Origin of the sequence: Stieleria marina (assembly GCA_007741555.1) — a bacterium.
GTDB lineage: Bacteria > Planctomycetota > Planctomycetia > Pirellulales > Pirellulaceae > K23-9.
The window spans coordinates 1244988-1263206 of sequence record CP036526.1 but is presented as its reverse complement, the minus strand read 5'-3'; the positions used below and the strand labels follow the sequence as shown (position 1 = coordinate 1263206).

Here is an 18219-nt window from a genome sequence, read left to right as displayed (position 1 = left end):
TCTGGCCCGCGGCGCAATGAAGCTCTCACCGCTCAAGTGGATCCTTCGGTGCTTGGCCTATGTTTGGGCGTCGCCGTATACGATTGCAGGAATCGCGATCGGTCTGATCTTGGGCGGACGATTCCAACGCATCGATGGAGTCGTCGAAATCTTTGGGCCGAGGATCGAAAAAGCACTGGGCCGGATGCCGATGCCCGCGATGGCAATGACGTTTGGCCATGTGGTGTTTGGCGTTCATGCGGTCGCCCTTGATGTCACACGACGGCACGAAGCGGTTCATGTCAAACAATATGAACGCTGGGGCCCTCTGTTTGTCCCCGCCTACTTGGCTGCATCCGCCTACTTGTACGCTCGCGGCCGAGACGGATATCGCGAAAACCCATTTGAAATCGAAGCATACGCAGTCGACACCCCCGACTTTTCCCAACGCGAATCGTGACCCGAACCGTCGTTTCCACGGTTTCACGACGGGCAATTCTTCACGCTAGCATTGCTGCACCGCGTTGCAACAGAGCTTTTTGCGTCAATTTCTTTTGCCGTCAGCAGCCTGTTTGACGGGCAAAACTCCTGACAACTTGTCCATCAATTTTTGTTCACCCGCACTTTGGCGTTGCTTGTCGCCCGCGTTTTTTCGTAACCAACACTGACGCGTCTTGAATTTGGGTGGTCGATCCGTCGCGACGGATGTTCGACAGAGTATTTCCATGGCGTTGCTACATCCACGCGTTTGAATCAATCACAGAAGGTTGTTCATCGCACGCAGAGGGATTTCATCAAAATGCTACGAAGAATTTGGGAAGCACGGATGCACGCTTCACGCTGGTCACCAGTCGTATGTTCACTGATCGTGGTAACGATGACGCTCGGTTGCCGGGGGACTGCGCCGCAAAGGCAACAGATTCAACTGACCGAAGATCTCTCGATCCGGCAATCAAACGTAAAAGAGCTACCGCAGCGCCTGGCAGTATCAATCCCCACGCAAACGCCAGACAACGCGCAGGCGACGAACGACAAGACGTCGATCACTCTGCCGCAAAACTCCGTTACGCCGCCAAAGTCAAATAGCGTCAAGACACGCTTGGCCAATTCGCAAACCGTTGCGACACCGACGACAGCCAAGCAGAGCTCTCAAGATCCCTTTGCGGTCGCTAAATCGGTTGTTCAACGCCAGACAGTCGCAAAGCAACCCAGCGATGAATCCGCTGCTATGCGAGCCCCCGCTGCTGCACGACAGCCTCAACGTTCAGATGCTGTCGAAGCACTTCTGGCTGCCAACCGCATGAAAACGCGGGCCAAGCAAGCAGCTCAATCGTCGCAACCAGCCACGCAACGATCACAAAACAAGCAGCCTGAAGAACCAAAACCTCAAGCCTCAACGACAAGAACGCTCGCGAAGGCCAAAGCAACAACGACGGAGATCAAGCCAACACGCAAAACTCGATTCAGTGAGCTTCCTGCCGACGTTCGCAAACGGGCGATGCAGCGACTGATTGCCAACCTGTCCAAAAATGCAGACGCAACCGCGCAGCCCGATTCAGTCAACCAACAATTGCTCTCCGCACTCGACCAACTACCAGAACTCTCACCACTGAAAAAGACGCGTTCCGAAACAGCCCCCAATCGAATCGGGTCCGGGCGATCTGGCTCCACTCCAAAAACACAGCAACTCGCCGCCAAGCAGCCCAGCTCTGTCAATCAGATCGAACCTGCCAAGCAAACAAAACGTCGCTCGGTACTGCGAGACATTCAGGTATCCGATTTGGTCGCGCCGACACGAAAGGCTAGTGATCAAAATCAACTGGAACTCCCAGCTACTGATGGCTCGCGCTACCCTCAAATGCCGGAAGTCGTCTTTTCAAAGTCTCCGCAGCCTTCCGCCAACGCTAGTCGCCCCCAACCGCAGTCGCCCGAACCACGATCAATCCAACCGAGCCAACCAAGCAAACAGCCTTCGCCGGTCGCTGTGGCCGAATCAGTGAAGTCATCCGAAGGATCGTTTCTTCTGCCAGCTCTTCCAACGAAACCCCAGCCGAAAGTGGCTGAAGCAGCCGCCCGTCGGAACACCCAGTGGGTGCTGCCGCCTTTTCCTCAAGTGGTCGAGCCGAAAATCGCTGCCAAAACGACCACCACCCAAAAAGGCAAAACAGACACGTCCGTCGCATCCGCCAACAAACTTAGTGAACGAAAGGCGGTCGAACGGGCCAGCGAGAGCCTGGCGTTTTCATCGCTGTCCAAAGAACTCAATGTCCTGCCCCATGAATTGCACCGCGAACAATTTCGCGTCTCCAGAGTCGGGCTACCTAGTCCAGACGACTTGATCGAACGACTCCAGAATGATGACATCGTAAGCGAAGACACTTCACGCAAGAACACCGTGCGGCAGGTCGCTTCGCATCAGCAAATCAAGCCGGACGACCGCATGCTTCCCAAATCAATTTTGGTGCCCAGCGACATGCCGCAAAGTGGCGGATCACAAACCGTCGGCCAGACCGACACCGCGGACATTCATCGAAGCAGCATTGAACTACCAAACGTCAACTCCGCAAAGCACATCACCAAAGAGCCCGATGTGTCGCTGGAGTCACCTGTCTCAATCGTAAAAACCGAAGTAGCTGATGCGACATTGACGGTACCGGTTTCGCCAGCCGTATCCAAACAGAGTACGCCGACGGCCACTGGTTCGCTGGCTGCCGCACAAAAGACTACCTCGCCCCAAGCGATGACGGACAAACAGCTATACGACGCACTCCTAGCAAGACTGACCGATCCGGACAAAGCGGAAACGCCCGCGGAAAACAATCGACGGCAGATCATGGCTCGTCACTTGATGGTTTTGGCCGGCAACCATGAAGCCGCACTGAAGGATCTGAAAGGGCTTAGCAATGAAGAGCAACAGTTCTTGCGCAATCAACTGGAAGGTCTCCATACGATCGTCGATCCCAATGGTCACCCGGTCGCAGGCAGACGTTTCTCATCGGCTCTGCCGAAGCTTCGTCAAGCAACGATGCACTTGTCGGCCGCTGCGACAGCACTTGAAGTGCGAAGTTTGGAATTCTGCACCGAGATCGAAGCGTATGGTCAGATCAAGCCGTTTCCGAGCCGCCAATTCACGCCTGGCCAGCCTGTGATTTTGTATTGCGAAGTCGAAAATTTTGCAGTCCGCAAAATTGACGCTGGATTCGAGACGCACTTAAAAGGCAGTTACGACGTCTACAACGAAGCGGGCGAAAAGATGATCGCTCAACCCTTGCCAGCCGACAAACAGATCTCTCGCAATGTGCTACGGGACTACTTCGTCGCTTACCAAATGAGTCTGCCAACCAAACTCGCCCCCGGCAAATACCGTCTACAACTGACAATGGAAGACGTCGGCGTCGAAAAGTACGGGCAGTCCGCAATCCAGTTCGAGATCATTGCCGCCCCAGCCGCGGTTCGCACTCAAGGTGGCACGCTGTAGTCGCAGTGCGGCGCCCTCCGCGACGCCGCGATCGTCTACTGCCAAGCACATAACGAATCGATGTAGTCAGCCGATCCATCTCGCTTCCATGGATCCAGCTGTGCCTGAGCCTTGAGCTGTTGGCCACGATTCATCTCGGTAACAAAGAACCGACAGTCAATCTCTGGCAGCGCGGTCATGTCGCCCCAAAGTTTTTCAAACTGAGCGACCGGATACACGTCCTCTTGCGCGTGGCCCCAACGCTTTTTGACTTCCTTGAGTGTGATGTAGGTCGGAAGTCGCGACGCCATGGTCCGCACTGCTGCGTCAACTTTTGTCGCGTTCTTTAGGTCTTCGCGCGACAGCCCAAAGGACGACAACAACGCATCAATTTCGATCCAAGTCGTCATCGAATTGTAGAACGTCAACCCGAATTCGGCTTGTTCGTTCGGCATCGCAAGACCTTCGACCAATCGTGGGCGTCCATTAACCAGCGCCAATCCGCCGCCACGGTCTTCCAGACGACGACCAATCACTTCAAACGACAACGCGTTACCGCCGTCAATGTGTCGTCCCAACAACCCCGCTTCGACGTTGGCGCCTAACGTGTCGATGTTGTGCAACATCAGATACTTCAGCGAACTCTGCTGATCCAACATGTCCGCCAGCAATCCGTTGCGAAGCAAATTGGGGATCTCGTACCAGTGTCCCACCGGATGCATGCACTGACTGGTCACGTTGTCAGTGTAGTCGTTGCCTTCCCCTGACGTCCTGGCCCAATTCATCAGTGCTGCGCGACCACTTTCGCGCACCTTTTGCTGCTGTTCGTCCAACACCTGCTGAGCAGTTTCTTCCCACAGAAAACGCAGATCGCGAACCATCGGAACCATCCGCAGGCCCACACTACGTCCTGTCGATACGTTTAGCGATCCGTCAAAACCATAGTTATCCAAACGTTGGAGATGATCACGAATCGGGGCATCCGTCAGGTAGCTGGTCGTAAAGACATGGGGAATCGAACCACCATGTTTTTGGGTGACCGCACGATTTTTGGCCAAGTGCACTTCCAAAAAACTGCGGTGCCGACCAGCGAATTTGGCAAACGGGTGAAGTGCTTTGCAAACGCCGGCTCCTTCCGTCCAACGACTGCCGACGCCGGCTGCCAGCGTCACCACGGCGACTTGCCCGTCACGAATCGCTGCGGCACCCAGATCGGCGTACTTCGCAGCGATCCCGCCACGAGTATCGATCACATCGCTGGGGCGCACGTCGGCTACCTCCGTGTTACCCGATAGTCGATTCTGTGCGAGCCCGATTCGGCCACTCCGCAGATCTGTTCTGATCTGTTCGTGTTGATGACGATCAAAGCCGTTTTCCTGTAGCGTTTGGTGCAACGAACTGGCCTGAGCGTCTTCACCATCGCTGCTAGGCAGAACGCTATCCAACAACAACCCTGCTGTCACATTGTCACTGCCAAGATCACGACAGCGCTGACCGATACGCTGAAGTTCGTTTCGTGTTCCGCTGGAAAGATCACGCAGCGGGGTGCGCAACAAATCTGGCAGCACCAATGCGTAATATCGATCCGGCATCTTTGCCGATTCACCGATCCGCAGCTCAGCACTGGTGCCTTGATCATTGATCGAAAAATCGTAGACCACAGGATCCATCGCGAAGGGCAGGGCGGTTTGCATATCGCGTTTGAGCGCGACCATTGTCTTGCCAAGCCACTGCTGGGCTTCGGCTTTGATGGCGGGATCGAAAATAAATCCCATGCCACCGCCAGCCATTCCACCCAGCATCCAAAATCCCCAGAACTGGTCGGAGTATTTCGTTCGGCACTTTTCGATCAATTGATCCGTGAATCGATTGGTAGCCCAGGGGATGATCGTCTGTAGCGGCCCCTCGAAGTTCCGCGTGGTGACTTCGCCGATGCGTTTGACGTCACCGTCTTTAATGGCCTGAACGACATCGTCCAGGATCTGCATGGCTTCGGTGCGCCCCGCCCATTCGCGTTCACTGCGCAGCAAGTAGTGTTCGGTTACCATCTCCAAAATCGGCCCGACGTTTTGAGCCATCCCACCGTGAACCAACACTAGCGAGTCTTGGATTTTTTGTCGTGTTTCGCTGGACGCGTCGGATTCGCCCAAGACGTGATGCACTGGCATCAATCGGCCGCGGCTGATTCCGTATTCGGGATCACCTTCGCTAGCCGTCGTTCCACAGATCAGCTTGATTCCTGGCCAGACGCCTCCGGAATCTTGCCATCCACCACCACTTCCGCCTAGCCACTCGCCCAGAATCGCGCGCGCGGCCACCAATCGGCGATCGTTTTCGGTCAACGGCCCGGTCAGCGACTGCACCTGTCCGGTGGCACGCATCAAGATCGAAATCAACGAACCGAGCAGATTCGTCGATACCGCCAACCGTGAACCTTTGGGGATATCGTTAATCGAACTGACCAACTCCAATCCTTTGCCGGGCCCTACGATTCGTTCCAGCAGTTCGCCCATCGATTGGCGACAGCCTTCAAGTCCCGGCGGCACGATGCCTGCGGCGATCACGGCGGCTTTCAACAGCCCCAAATAATCCCGAGCAAAGTCGAACATGTCAGCAATCGACTGCACCTCTGTCTTGGCCAACAGGTCAACGCTGGCCAGTCGTAGCACGGGTTCGTCGATCACGCGCAAGTACGTTTCGATCGGCGGACTGGTGTGATCGTCGCGGCCTTGTACGCCCAGATCCACCGAGACGTTCAGCACGCGTGCACCTTCCGGAAAATCCATGCCCAGAAAGAAAATGTCACTCCAGGCGCTGTGTGAAAAATCCATCCGAACGGCCGTCGACTCTCGCAGCATCGGCATGACGCCGCTTTGTGCATCCGCCTTTAGCAATTCAGGTCGAATTCGCAGCGGATGGTCCGCGGGGTGCCCCAGGCGAAACATCCATTGATTGCCGCGAACCGTGCGCACGCTGCGGCGCACTTGATCGGCCAGCGTCTGAAATCCCAATTCGTGATAGGCCTGTGCCAAAGCGCTAGCAAGACCAAAGGTGGGACCACCGGACTGCTGTTCTGCTACAAATCGATCGATGGCTTCAGAGAACCGCCGTGAAAGCAGATGCTCGTAGCCATCAAAAGGAATGAGCCCGGTTTGGTCGGACTTTAAACGCGCCGGCAAGTGGTAGCGATAAATGGCCGCCAAGAAGAACAACGCCCGCACGCGAAAATAAAGATTCCGCTCGCTGCGCCTGAATTGATCAACTTGTTCGATATGCGAAAGTAGTTCGTTCAAACTGGCGTCGCGGCAGACCGATTCGAGAGATTGATCTCGAGTCGCATCGTCTGACGAAGTAATGATTTCGATGAGAGGATTCATAGATCAGCTCGCCACCTCGGATCGGTTGGCCAGCAGGTCAACCATTTCCGTCAAAATCAAATCGCGATGCCGACCTGAAAGCCCGATCGCTAGCTGAGCGATCAGCAGCCCGTACTGAACACCCAGGTTGTAACGCGTTCCCTGGACTTCGTAAGCAAGGTACTTCTGTCGCTTGGTCAGTTGCCAAAGCGCGTCGGAGAGCGTGGGCGGCTTTTCCGATGGCTGGTCCAACAGCTCCCCAATCACAGTCATCACATCGTTGGCCAGCACATGGATACCAAAGAAACCAAGGTAGTGTCCCGCCCTAAGGCCGGGCGTGACCAGCTCTTGTTCGGCAAACGTAGGCGTCGGCTTTTCGACGACGCGATCAATTTCGTATACGCCTTCATGACGCGGCACATGACTGCCACTGATGATCCCGAAATAGGGCAGTTTGTTTTCGCGCGTCGCTTGCACGGCCGACACGCTGCAATCGTGCTCCGACGCAATCGAAACGAGCTGTTTTGCGCAGGGAACATCCGAACTGCTTAGATACAGGTGGTCACCGACCAGGTGCATGAATGGTTCGTCGCCGACAAAATCCTTGGCTCGATAAATCGCATCGGCGTATCCCTTTGGCTCCGGCTGCTCCACGAACTGCAAGCTCCCTAAATGACTGCCAGCAGCGTTTCGGTAAGCGTCCTCATCGCCAGGCTTAATCACGACGCAGATTTCTTCGATGCCGGCATCAATCGTTTCTTCGACGATCAGCTGCAACGCGGTTTTGTCTTCGCCCTTGCGGCAAACCAACTGTTGAAGCGGCAATCGGTTTTGATTGGGACCGGCCGCGGTGATCACGGCTTTGCGAACTTGCATAGCGAAAACAGTCTATTGAGAGTCAGAAGCGAATTCGATCAGCGGACGGATCGGTATCGAAAGAAAAGGAGTACAAGATCATCGCAGCATAATCATGCAAAAGTCGGTGCAGGACCATCCCGCTTTGCCACTGCAGAAGGTTAAACGCTGGAGAGTGGCACGTAACGAATTTGCCGATTCTAACGAATGGCTTTCAACGCCGGAGCTTCAGACCGGAGCCTCGCGTCCCAATGCGCGGCTGAAACACTCAGCGACTCAACCACTCAGAGGCTTTCACTCACCACCTTGGTCTTGGCCGCTGGCTCCGCATCATCCGTTTGCAGTTGTTTTTCGTGGTGCTCGGCCTTCGCTGACTGGTGAGCCTTGTCGCCGCGTCGCCCTGACCGTCGTTCGTCCAATTCTTTAATGCGGCCGATCGGGCCGTACAGCACGACGGTATCAAAGGCTCGGATCTCGGTCGTCGCATGCGGTGCCCCTAGGTAGTCTCCTTCTCGCCGGCGAATCCCCAACACCAGCACTCCTTCGGCCGGCAAACGCAGTTCGATCAGCGTTTTCTTTGCCAGCCAGTCATTGGGGCTGACACTCAATTCCGTCACGGCGTAGTCGGTTGTCAATTGCAACAGCGAAACATAGTCACGGGTGTCTACCTTCGTCCATTTCTTCAGAGACCATTGGATGACGACATTCAACTGGTCCTCAATCCATTTGCTTTGCGCAACAATTCCTAAAACCAACAGCCCGCCAAACAGCAAGCAAATTGCGGGCAACAGATTTTGCCCCTGCAAGTTCGCGGTAAGCGACACCACCACCGTACCAGCGACTGCCGCGACGCCGAGGTTCCCCAGCAACATCAGCGTCATCACAATTTGACGACGAACCGGGTGGGCCAAAGATTGCTCGGCTTCACGAGTCGTGTAACCACAACCGCTGTAGGCTGACCTCGCCTGAAATCGGGCGACCTCGCGAGCCATGCCGGTCAGCGTCAAAGCGACCGAGCCTATCCGAGTCACCAAGAGCGACAACCCAAGCGTCACCAAAAGAGAAATGACTGGGATCATCAGCAGAGACTACCAAAGACACAAACGAAATAAAAACCTACCGCCAGCTTACGCCACTTTCATTTCGGTCGAAAGCCAGCGTTGCATCTCGCAAAACGGCACCGGCCCTCGCTACAGCAACTCCGATACGGTTCCGGTGCTGTCGGCGAAGGTCTCAGTTTGGACGCCGAGCTGCTGAAGCATAGTGACGAAGACGTTTGACAATGGTTTGTCCTCTTTGGCGGCTTCTTGTTGCCACGGTTCACGACCTCCGTCCCAGGCACCGCCTTGTCGCTTGGATCCCGCGTTGTTGATGTATTGACCGTGCTTGAATCCCATGTTCTTGCCGCCTGCTAGTACCAACGGGTAGTTACGCGACAGGTGAAACGCACTGGATGCCGATCCGAACAACAGCAGCGTGTTGTCCAACATGGTGCCTTCGCCAGCAGGTTCCGGCGTCGCCTTGAGCTTGCTGGTGAGACGTGCAAACTCCTCGTTCAGAAAACGGCAATACGTGCCGAAATTCTTCCAGCCATCGGGTTTCTTGGTGTCGTGTGAAAGCGAATGCGCCAAATTCAAACCGACGGCCCGCGCCAGATGGTCACTGATGCCAAATCCATTTTCACGGCCGATCTGGTAGGTCGCCACACGAGTCGAGTCGGTCTTGAAGGCCAAGTACAACAGTTCGAAAATCGTTTGGACATATTCCCGCGGTTCATCGGCAGTCAATTCCAAATTGAGATGATCCGATTCGACAGTTGGCAACGGAGTGTCGATCCAGCGTTTGGCTTTTTCGACTTTCATTTCCGCTTGGCGAACTGATTCCAAGTACTCATCTAAACTCTTTTGATCCGACAATGCCAGCTTGCGCCGTAGCGATTTCGCATCCGCCAACAGATCATCCAGAGCACTTTTACTTAGTGCCAGTCGGCGGGCCGCGTCACCGTCGCCTTTGACAAAAAGCATGTCAAACACTCGCTTGGGTCGGTGTTCTGCCGGAATCGCTCGCCCATTTCGATCAAACGAAAGCGTATGAGTTCCGCGCGGAGTTCCCGTGCCGCCATCGGTCGACATCACCATCGATGCAAAACGAGTCTGATCGCCAACCTGGGCTGCATAAATTTGGTCCAGCGAGATCGTATTGGCATAGGGACCGTGGGATCCGGTGGCAGCAGCGGTCAGAAATTGATCGGAATTGGAATGGCCGTGCACCTTTCGCGACGATGGATGCGAAAACCCCGAAAGAATGGTCAGGTCATCACGAACCGGAGCGAAGACTTCGCCACATTTCGAAAACGTATAGTCGCTGCCGTTTCCATGCGGAAACCAGGACCAGTCTTTGTAGGCTGGGTCCTCCGGGAGCGGCATTGGCACACCATCTGGAAAGTACACGCACGCTAACCGCTTTGGCTTGCTCTTGAGCGTGTTCGCGCTAGCGGACGGCATTAAGAATGACTCGAACAGCGGGAGAGCCAACGCTACTCCCGTGCCACGAAGAAATCGACGTCGATCAAGTGAGTTTAGATTCATAATATTCGATGCAACTTCGATACTTGATTGGGATTTCTGCCTTGAAGGTCGCGTCGCGCAACCCTGTCATCAATCCGTACTCTTCCTATTTTGTTCGAAACAAATCGCTGGTCACAAGCGCCTTGATCGTGGTTGCCAATCCATCGCCCTGCTTGCGAACACTGGCCGTAACTTGGTCGATTTTGGCATGATCGGTAAACTTCATCGGCCGGCCCAATGCGTAAGTCGCGATTTTGTGAACCATGGCGCGAACGAATTGATCCTGTCGGTTCTTTAGCAAAAATCGTTTCAGCCCATCGACACCATCAAGCTCTTGATTGTTGAACAACAAGCTAGCGGCATCGACGGGCTTTCCATTCACGCGATCACGCCATTGCCCCAATGCGTCGTAGTTCTCGAACGCGATACCCCACGGGTCAATCTTTGCATGACATGACATACAGGCAGCATGATTACGATGGTCTTCGATCTGCTCTTTCAGTGACAGCTTTGCAATTTCAGGATCTGCCAAATCGATTTCTGGCACAGCTGGCGGAGGCGGGGGCGGAGGATCATTGAGCAAACATCGCAACAACCAGACACCGCGTTTGAGCGGGTGTGAATCTTTGCCGTTGGAGTTCATTGCGAGCACACCGGCCTGAGTCAACAATCCGCCGCGACGCTTGCTGGCGTCCAGATTTATCCGGCGAAACTGGTTTCCACGCACATCGGACCAACCATAGTGCCGAGCGAGTCGTTCATTGACCATTGCGTAGTCGGCATGAATAAAATCCAAGACGCTGGAATCACTTCGCACCATCTCTTGAAAAAACTCGATCGGCTCCGCTTGCATCGCTTCTTTCAGCAATGGATCCGTGTTCTTGTCCACGGCCAGAAAATCCAGCAACTGCATGTCGAGCCACTGGTGAACATAGTGCTTGGCAAACCGCTCTGATCGCGGGTCGGCTAGCATTCGATCGACTTGTTGAAGCAAAACTTCCGTGTCGCACAGTTCGCCGCTATCCGCCAAATCCAACAGCAATTGATCAGGAACGCTACTCCACAAAAACAATGACAAACGCATTGCCAAATCGTGGCCCAACAGCAGCGAACTATCTTCGGAGTCTTCGGTGATGACGTACAGAAAATGCGGAGACGAAAGCACCGTCGCAAGAGCCTCGACCATCGTGTCCTCGAAACTTTCACATTCCGAGCGCATCACATCGAAGAGTTCGACTTTGGCATCAACTTCTGCCGAGCTGACTTTGCGGCGCCAGGCTTTTGACAGAAAGGCCGTCAAGATTTCACGGGCGTAGGTCGCTTCGTCGTCCTGGATTTTACTTTCAAAAAAGAGCGTCTGATGCGACTGGGTTGGCCACGATTCGTAGAGCGGCGCTGTGACTTCCACGTAATCGATTTGAATCGCGCCGTGGCCACCCTGCGGGACCGAACTGTTGACCAACCGAATGTATTCCGACGGGCTCGGCAGATCCCCCATCTTGGATACCGTGCGAAATGAATTGCGCGGGTAGATTTCTCCCAGGGGAAATTCCCACTGATAGATTTGCGGGGCGTCGGAGTCTGCGTTGATGGGCGTATCGGCATCGCTGACACGGACGACCGCGCGGCCTTCATTGCTGGCTTGAAAACCAAATTGCAGCTGCAAACTGGGCACACGCAGTGGATCGGCGGACACTCGTGACGCGCGAACACGAACCCGCATCGTGCCTGCACTAGGAACTTGATCGCCCAATTCAACGGTCAAGTACTGACGGCGCCCCGATGGGATCACGGCCACATGATCAAAGGACTCGGGCAGTTGCAAAGCATCATCCGAACCAACAGCATCCTGCTGCGAGTTTTTATTCCGCTGTGCAATATTCTCATTCTCCGACGCAGCGAAGGCGTTCTCCAACGGAGCGAAGGCGTAGTGTGCGCCGTTGTAAGCCCACTTCGCCGGCGCGATGCGACCGCTCGATAGCTCACGGTAATGGGGACCATTGGGCGGCGTTTTAAAACTCGCTTGGAGGCGATCAATCTCCTGCTTTTGTTTCTCTGGGTCGTCGGCGAACTTCTTTTTGATCTCGTCAAGTTGCTTCGTTTGTTTGGGCCACTCGCGGTTGGCTGCTTCCTCCATTGAGATTCCCCAGCGAATCACTGGCGGCCGTTTTCCCGAACTGGTGCTGGGCATCGTTGCCCGACGCAAAGAAGTGCGAGCGAGTTGGCGATAGGTTTCCAATTGCTGCACGGACATGTGCAGCATTTCGGAACTGTTTTGAAACCCGTCATCTGAGTGCGCATCGGGCGGCAAGTCTTTGGCAAAGTTCCATGGCAAACCCAATAGATCCTGCATCGCATAGTTGTATTCGTAGCGAGTCAGACGGCGAAACGAAGTATGCCCTCCCGTCGCGCGCCGTAGAATCGAAGCTGTTTGAATTGCGCTCGATAGCCAGTCAACTACTTTGCTGCGATCCTTGTTCGTCAACTCGCTGGCGTCCGGCGGAGGCATCTCGCCGTTGCTGAGCACTGCCAAAATCTCCAACCACCAATCCACGTCTTTGCCTTGCAAGAGATTTGGATCCAACGTGTCGACCCGGATGTTGCCTTCCTGAGCGTCGGCTCCATGGCAATCCACGCAGGCGTGCATCAGGATCGGCAGGACATCGCGAGTGAAGACCTCCAGTTTTGCTTGCGGGGGAGTCTCGGGCGAATCCGATTCAAGCGAGGCCTCCGGCAACTGGTCCACTGCGTGAAGATACTTGGAGGTTTTCGCACCGTCAGCTTTGATCGCCTGCAGCGAGGCGAACGCCGACTCGCGCTGGGTTAATTCGCTTTGCGTTGATGCGTTTTGTTTTTCGCCCGGTTGGCCCAATGCCTGACCAGACAGAGTCAATGCGATGAACATTTGCACGCTGAATGGGACCCAACCATAGGCGCGCAGACTACCACTGTCGAAAGATCGATTATTCACGTCGGTTGGTTTCTCGCAGAGCAGCGGCAGGTAGGCAAGGTGGGACCTGCAGTATAGCCGACGCACTATCCGATCAAGACAACCACCCTTCCGAACCTAACGGACCTTTGCTCGCCGTCACCCTTCGCACCTTCAGAAGGTTAAAGAAATGGCCATTCCACGCTGGAGGACTATTTCAAATTAGCCATCAGGAACGCCCAAAGATCGGCGTACTCGTCGATCTTTTTGCTGACGGGTGTTCCGGCTCCGTGGCCCGCTCGGGTTTCGATTCGGATCAAGGTTGGGCTCTCGCAGCTTTGGGCGGCTTGCAAGGCAGCGGCGAATTTAAAACTGTGCCCGGGCACGACACGGTCGTCGCGGTCGGCCGTGGAAACCATCGTCGCTGGATAGCACGTGCCAACTTTCAGGTTGTGCAGCGGCGAATACGACAACAGGTTTTTGATCTGGTCCTCTTCATCACTGCTGCCAAATTCCGTGGCCCAAGCCCAGCCAATCGTGAACTTGTGGTATCGCAGCATGTCCATCACGCCCACCGCTGGCAAACAGGCACCGAACAGGTCCGGTCGCTGCGTCATCACAGCGCCAATCAAAAGACCGCCGTTGCTGCCGCCGCGCACGCCCAACAAGTTGGGCTTGGTATAGCCCTGTGAGATCAGGTGTTCGGCTGATGCGATGAAATCGTCGAAAACGTTTTGCTTTTTCAGCCGCATCCCGTCTTCGTGCCACTGGCGGCCGTATTCGCCTCCGCCGCGCAAGTTGGCGACCGCGTAGACGCCTCCCGCATCGATCCAAGCCGCAATCGCTGGCGAGAACGATGGTGTCAGCGAAATGTTGAACCCTCCGTACGCGTAAAGCAGCGTTTGATTGGTGCCGTCCAACTTCGTCGACTTCCGCCGCGTCACAATGATCGGCACTTTCGTCCCATCTTTGCTGGATGCAAAAATCTGTTCGGTCACAAATTCATCCACGTTAAACGCCACGTCTGGCTGCCGCCAAAGACTGACATCGCCGCTGGTCAAGTCCAAGCGATAGATCGATGCGGGCGTCACGTAATTGGTGAAACTGAAGAACGTTTCCGTGGCATCTTGTCGGCCGCCGAAACCGCCGACGCTGCCAACGCCCGGCAGTGGCAATTCGTCAATCAAGCTGCCGTCTAGATTGTGGCGTGTGACTTTTCCGCGAGCATCCTTGAGTGCGATGACGTAGAAAGTCTCGTCAAACAAACTGACCGATTCGATCACGTCATTGGATTCCGAGACAACTTCTTTCCAATGTTCGCGGCCGGGTTGATTGACGTCGACCGCAACCAAACGTCGCTTGGGTGCTTCGTTGTCGGTGACAAAGTACAAGGTGTCGTCGATCGATCCGATCCATTCGTATTCGGCATCAAAACCCATGATCAATTCTTGGATGGGCGAGTCATCACGACGCAAGTCTTTTAAGAAAATCTGCGCCTTGGGTTCGCTCCCTTTCCAGTTTTGGATGACGAGGTATCGTCCATCGTCGGTCACACTGCCGCCAAAGCCCCATTTGGGATGGTCGGGTTTTTCAAGCACCAGCGGATCAGCACTCTGATCCGTTCCGATGACATGAAAGTACATCTTTTGATTTTCGTTGGTCGCCAACAGTTCTTCGCCTTCGACCGGGGCGGCATAGCGAGAATAGAAGAAACCGCTGCCATCGGGTTTCCAAGCGATGCTGCTAAATTTGACCCACTTGATCACGTCGTCCAAATCTTTGCCGGTCGCGACGTCTCGCACTTTCCAGGTTCGCCAGTCACTGCCGCCATCGGCCAACGCGTACGCCATCAACTTGCCGTCTTCGGTCGTGACGGTCCCTGAGAGTGCGACCGTTCCATCTTCGCTAAGTGTATTGGGATCGATCAGCACTTCTCGTTCGGCGTCCAGACTGGCGGCCTTGTAGAGCACGCTCTGATCCTGCAGACCGTCGTTGTGCGAGTAAAAATACGTTTCGCCGCGACGTCGCGGCAGACCAAAACGCTCGTAGTTCCAGAGCTTCTCCAACCGCGCGCGCATCTCTTCACGCTGCGGCAACGATTCCAAGTACGACTGCGTGACTTTGTTTTGAGCGGCTATCCAAGCGGCGGTTTCGTCGCTCTCAGTGTCTTCTAACCAACGGTACGGGTCACTGACTTGGTTGCCAAAATAGTCATCAACAACATCAACGGTCTTGGTAGCGGGGTATTTCATTTTAAGTTGCGGAGCATCCTGCGCAAGGAGAGGGCAAATTTGGCAAGCAAAGAACATGGCCAGACAAGTGCGCGTCAGAGTGAGCTGTTGGCTCATGAAAATACTCATTTTGGGGAGTCGTCAGAGTTGAATTTTGATGCAGGCACTGGCAATGGTTATAACTGCCTGCGTCGGCAAACCAACAATCTAGCGTCAGATGCGATCAAGGGGCACTCGGTGGGCAGCGAACGGAGTCACGTCGACTACCAAAGTGATCTTCGCGCTGCCCCAGTGCGTCCGCGATTGAATCGCCTGATTCATCAGATCCCACTTGTTTTTGTTGCGGTGTTTGCCGTTGTCGGCGTGTTGCTAGGGTCCTGTCTTCCCGATGGAGCCCTCTTTCGGTTCTGGCTGCCGGCGCTGGCGTTCACGTCTCTGGCATTTTGGCTAGCCAAGAGCAAGCATTCCAAAAACTGGCTCCTCGCCGCAGCGATCTGCCTGCCGCTGTTTATGGCAAGGCAAGCCAATTTTGCCACCGATTATTATTCCGGGACGATTCTGAGTGCCGCGAGCGAGATTCCGCAACCAGCGATTCTGCGAGTACAAGTCGATCGTCCTGTTGTGCTTCGCCGCAATCCGTTAGCAGAGATCCCGAGCCGTCGGGTGCTTTCACCTTGGCAAACACAATTTGAAGCTCGCGTTACCGAGTTGCGATCCGGGCAACGATATGTCGAAGCCAGCGGGCGTGTCCTGGTAGTCGTCGAAGGCAAACTGACTTCCTTTCGCCCCGGCGACGCCTTGGAACTTTACGGATCGCTTCGCGCGTTTCCATCGCCAACCAATCCAGGGGAACGTGACCTAAGACCGATCTACCAACGTCGGCAACTGCACGCGCGAGTCGATGTGGATTCGCCTGATCAAATCGTCGTGATCCAAACGCCAAACAATCTGCGGACAACGCTGTCTCCCAACCGCTGGGTCGCCTCGTTTGCCGACACAAGCCGGTCCCTGCTTCTCCAGCACACGACCGAAACGACTGGACCACTTGCGATCGCGTTGGTGATCGGGCAGCGTGATTTTGTCGACAGCGACACTCGCGATTTGCTGCTGGTGACGGGAACGGCGCACTTGCTTTCGGTCAGCGGATTGCATCTGGCGATCATTGTGATGCTGGCCAAGTTGGCGGCGATGCTCGTTCGACTTCCCCAGTCGCTGGAGATCGGATGGATCCTAAGCGTGTGCGTGGCGTATGTCGCGATTACGGGAGGTCGCCCGCCGGTCATGCGAGCCGCGTTGCTGGTGGCGGCGCTGCTGATTGCGATCTGGCTGCAACGGCCGAGTCAGCCGATCAATACGCTGGCACTGGCAGCGCTGGTACTGATCTACTGGAACCCGATGAACGTCAGCGCGGTCGGAGTTCAACTTTCGTTTTTGGCGGTCGCGACATTGTTGCTGTGCGGACGACGACTGCGGCGTTCATCTTCCGCGCCGGCGATCGACCAGGCATTGGAGAAAGAAGAGCGTCTAAACCAGCTTGCCGATAGTTCGCGGACTCCGATCGTTCGCTACGGACGCGTCGGGATCGGCATGCTGGCACAGATGACTTGGATGAGCGCCTGTGTTACCGCGACCAGCATCCCGCTGGTTTGGTACCACTTTCACGTCGTTTCGCCAATTAGCGTCGCGACAAACGTATTGCTTTCGCCGCTGCTGGTGTTCGCGCTCGCGTCGGGTGTCGGCACTGTATTTCTGGGGTTGATCTCGTCAACGCTCGGGGGAATGTGTGGAACAGTTTGTTCGGCTTTTCTGTGGTTGATGCAGCAGATCATTTCCTTGGCCGCCAGCGTTCCGTATGGCCATGCTTGGTTGCCGTCGCCCAACTGGTACTGGGTCGCGTTCTTTTACATAGCATTGGCCGCATCGCTGTATTGGCGCCAGAGCCACCGGGTGAAGTGGCTGCGCCGATCGTGGATTGTGGTTTGGGGCTGCATTGCTTGGTGGACCGCCACGACACCTGCCGAGTTACCCACCGGAACCATGGAAGCAACGTTCATTGACGTCGGTCATGGCACCTGTGTCGTACTGCGGCTGGGTGACGAGTCCTGGCTCTACGATTGCGGTCGGCTGGGTAACGACACCGGCAGCAGTCGTGACATCGACGAAACACTTTGGTCGTTGGGAATCACCGAACTGGACGGCGTTTTCCTTTCGCATGCCGATTCGGATCACTACAACGCGCTACCGGGAATCGTCAAACGCTTTGCGATTCGCGAAATTATCACTCCACCGGGAATGCTGGCCGAAAACGAAAAAGGTGCTCTCAATGCGGTTCGAACCGCGATCGCCGAAACGCGGATCCGCGTGCGTGAAGCCAGCGCGGGACAAACGCTTGACGCGGGCAAATTGCCGATCCGGATTTTGCATCCTCCCCTGGGCGGTGTCGGTGGAAACGACAACGCAAATAGCTTGGTCCTGAGCATCGCCAAAGGGGCGTTGTTGTTGCCGGGCGACCTAGAACCACCTGGGACGCAGTCACTGATCAACCAACCACGCCCCGCCCCCGGCGGCGTCTTGATGGCTCCTCATCATGGCAGTTTGACCATGAACGCCGAAGCCGTTTTGCAGTGGGCACGACCTCGCGAAACGGTTGTCAGCGGCGGTCGCCGTGCGCGACGCCCCGAAGTGGCTCAGATGCTGGCGACGACGGGCAGCGGAGTTCACGTGACGGCGACGGAGGGTGCCGTGCGAGTTCGCATCGATGCGCAGGGTCAGATCGAGATCCGAACCTGGAAACAAGCACCGTGGTAGTCCGCGGGCAGGAGTTTTCTTACTCCGGCAGAAGACT

At 55.5% G+C, this 18219-nt stretch carries 9 protein-coding genes; 3 read left to right on the top strand and 6 right to left on the bottom strand.

The window, feature by feature from the left end:
• Window positions 1–16: 16 nt before the first annotated feature.
• Together K239x_RS04500 and K239x_RS04495 are read left to right on the top strand one after the other, a co-directional pair.
• On the top strand, window positions 17–439 hold the full coding sequence (locus K239x_RS04500; RefSeq protein WP_145416447.1) for a hypothetical protein: 423 nt from the start codon (window positions 17–19) through the stop codon (window positions 437–439).
• A gap of 339 nt (window positions 440–778) precedes the next feature.
• Window positions 779–3457, top strand: a complete 2679-nt coding sequence (locus K239x_RS04495; protein ID WP_145416446.1) for a hypothetical protein — start codon at window positions 779–781, stop codon at window positions 3455–3457.
• A 35-nt stretch (window positions 3458–3492) separates the two neighbouring features.
• Here the strand turns inward: K239x_RS04495 and K239x_RS04490 are convergent, their stop codons facing one another.
• The 6 genes from K239x_RS04490 to K239x_RS04465 all read right to left on the bottom strand — a co-directional run bounded on the left by K239x_RS04490 (window position 3493) and on the right by K239x_RS04465 (window position 15395).
• A complete protein-coding gene (locus K239x_RS04490) occupies window positions 3493–6813 on the bottom strand; it encodes a UTP--glucose-1-phosphate uridylyltransferase (protein WP_145416445.1) in 3321 nt (1106 codons plus the stop codon).
• A 3-nt stretch (window positions 6814–6816) separates the two neighbouring features.
• On the bottom strand, window positions 6817–7668 hold the full coding sequence (locus tag K239x_RS04485; protein ID WP_145416444.1) for a sugar phosphate nucleotidyltransferase: 852 nt from the start codon (window positions 7666–7668) through the stop codon (window positions 6817–6819).
• Window positions 7669–7931: 263 nt separating this feature from the next.
• On the bottom strand, window positions 7932–8726 hold the full coding sequence (locus K239x_RS04480; protein ID WP_145416443.1) for a TrkA C-terminal domain-containing protein: 795 nt from the start codon (window positions 8724–8726) through the stop codon (window positions 7932–7934).
• Between the two features lie 111 nt (window positions 8727–8837).
• On the bottom strand, window positions 8838–10235 hold the full coding sequence (locus K239x_RS04475) for a DUF1552 domain-containing protein (protein ID WP_145416442.1): 1398 nt from the start codon (window positions 10233–10235) through the stop codon (window positions 8838–8840).
• Between the two features lie 85 nt (window positions 10236–10320).
• The gene (locus tag K239x_RS04470; protein WP_419189665.1) at window positions 10321–13185 is read right to left on the bottom strand and encodes a DUF1592 domain-containing protein; all 2865 of its coding nucleotides are present in this window, start codon (window positions 13183–13185) and stop codon (window positions 10321–10323) included.
• A gap of 170 nt (window positions 13186–13355) precedes the next feature.
• The gene (locus tag K239x_RS04465; protein ID WP_419189664.1) at window positions 13356–15395 is read right to left on the bottom strand and encodes a prolyl oligopeptidase family serine peptidase; all 2040 of its coding nucleotides are present in this window, start codon (window positions 15393–15395) and stop codon (window positions 13356–13358) included.
• Window positions 15396–15434: 39 nt separating this feature from the next.
• Here K239x_RS04465 and K239x_RS04460 point away from each other — a divergent pair, with 39 nt between their 5' ends.
• On the top strand, window positions 15435–18182 hold the full coding sequence (locus K239x_RS04460; RefSeq protein WP_419189663.1) for a DNA internalization-related competence protein ComEC/Rec2: 2748 nt from the start codon (window positions 15435–15437) through the stop codon (window positions 18180–18182).
• The last annotated feature ends 37 nt before the right edge of the window (window positions 18183–18219 follow it).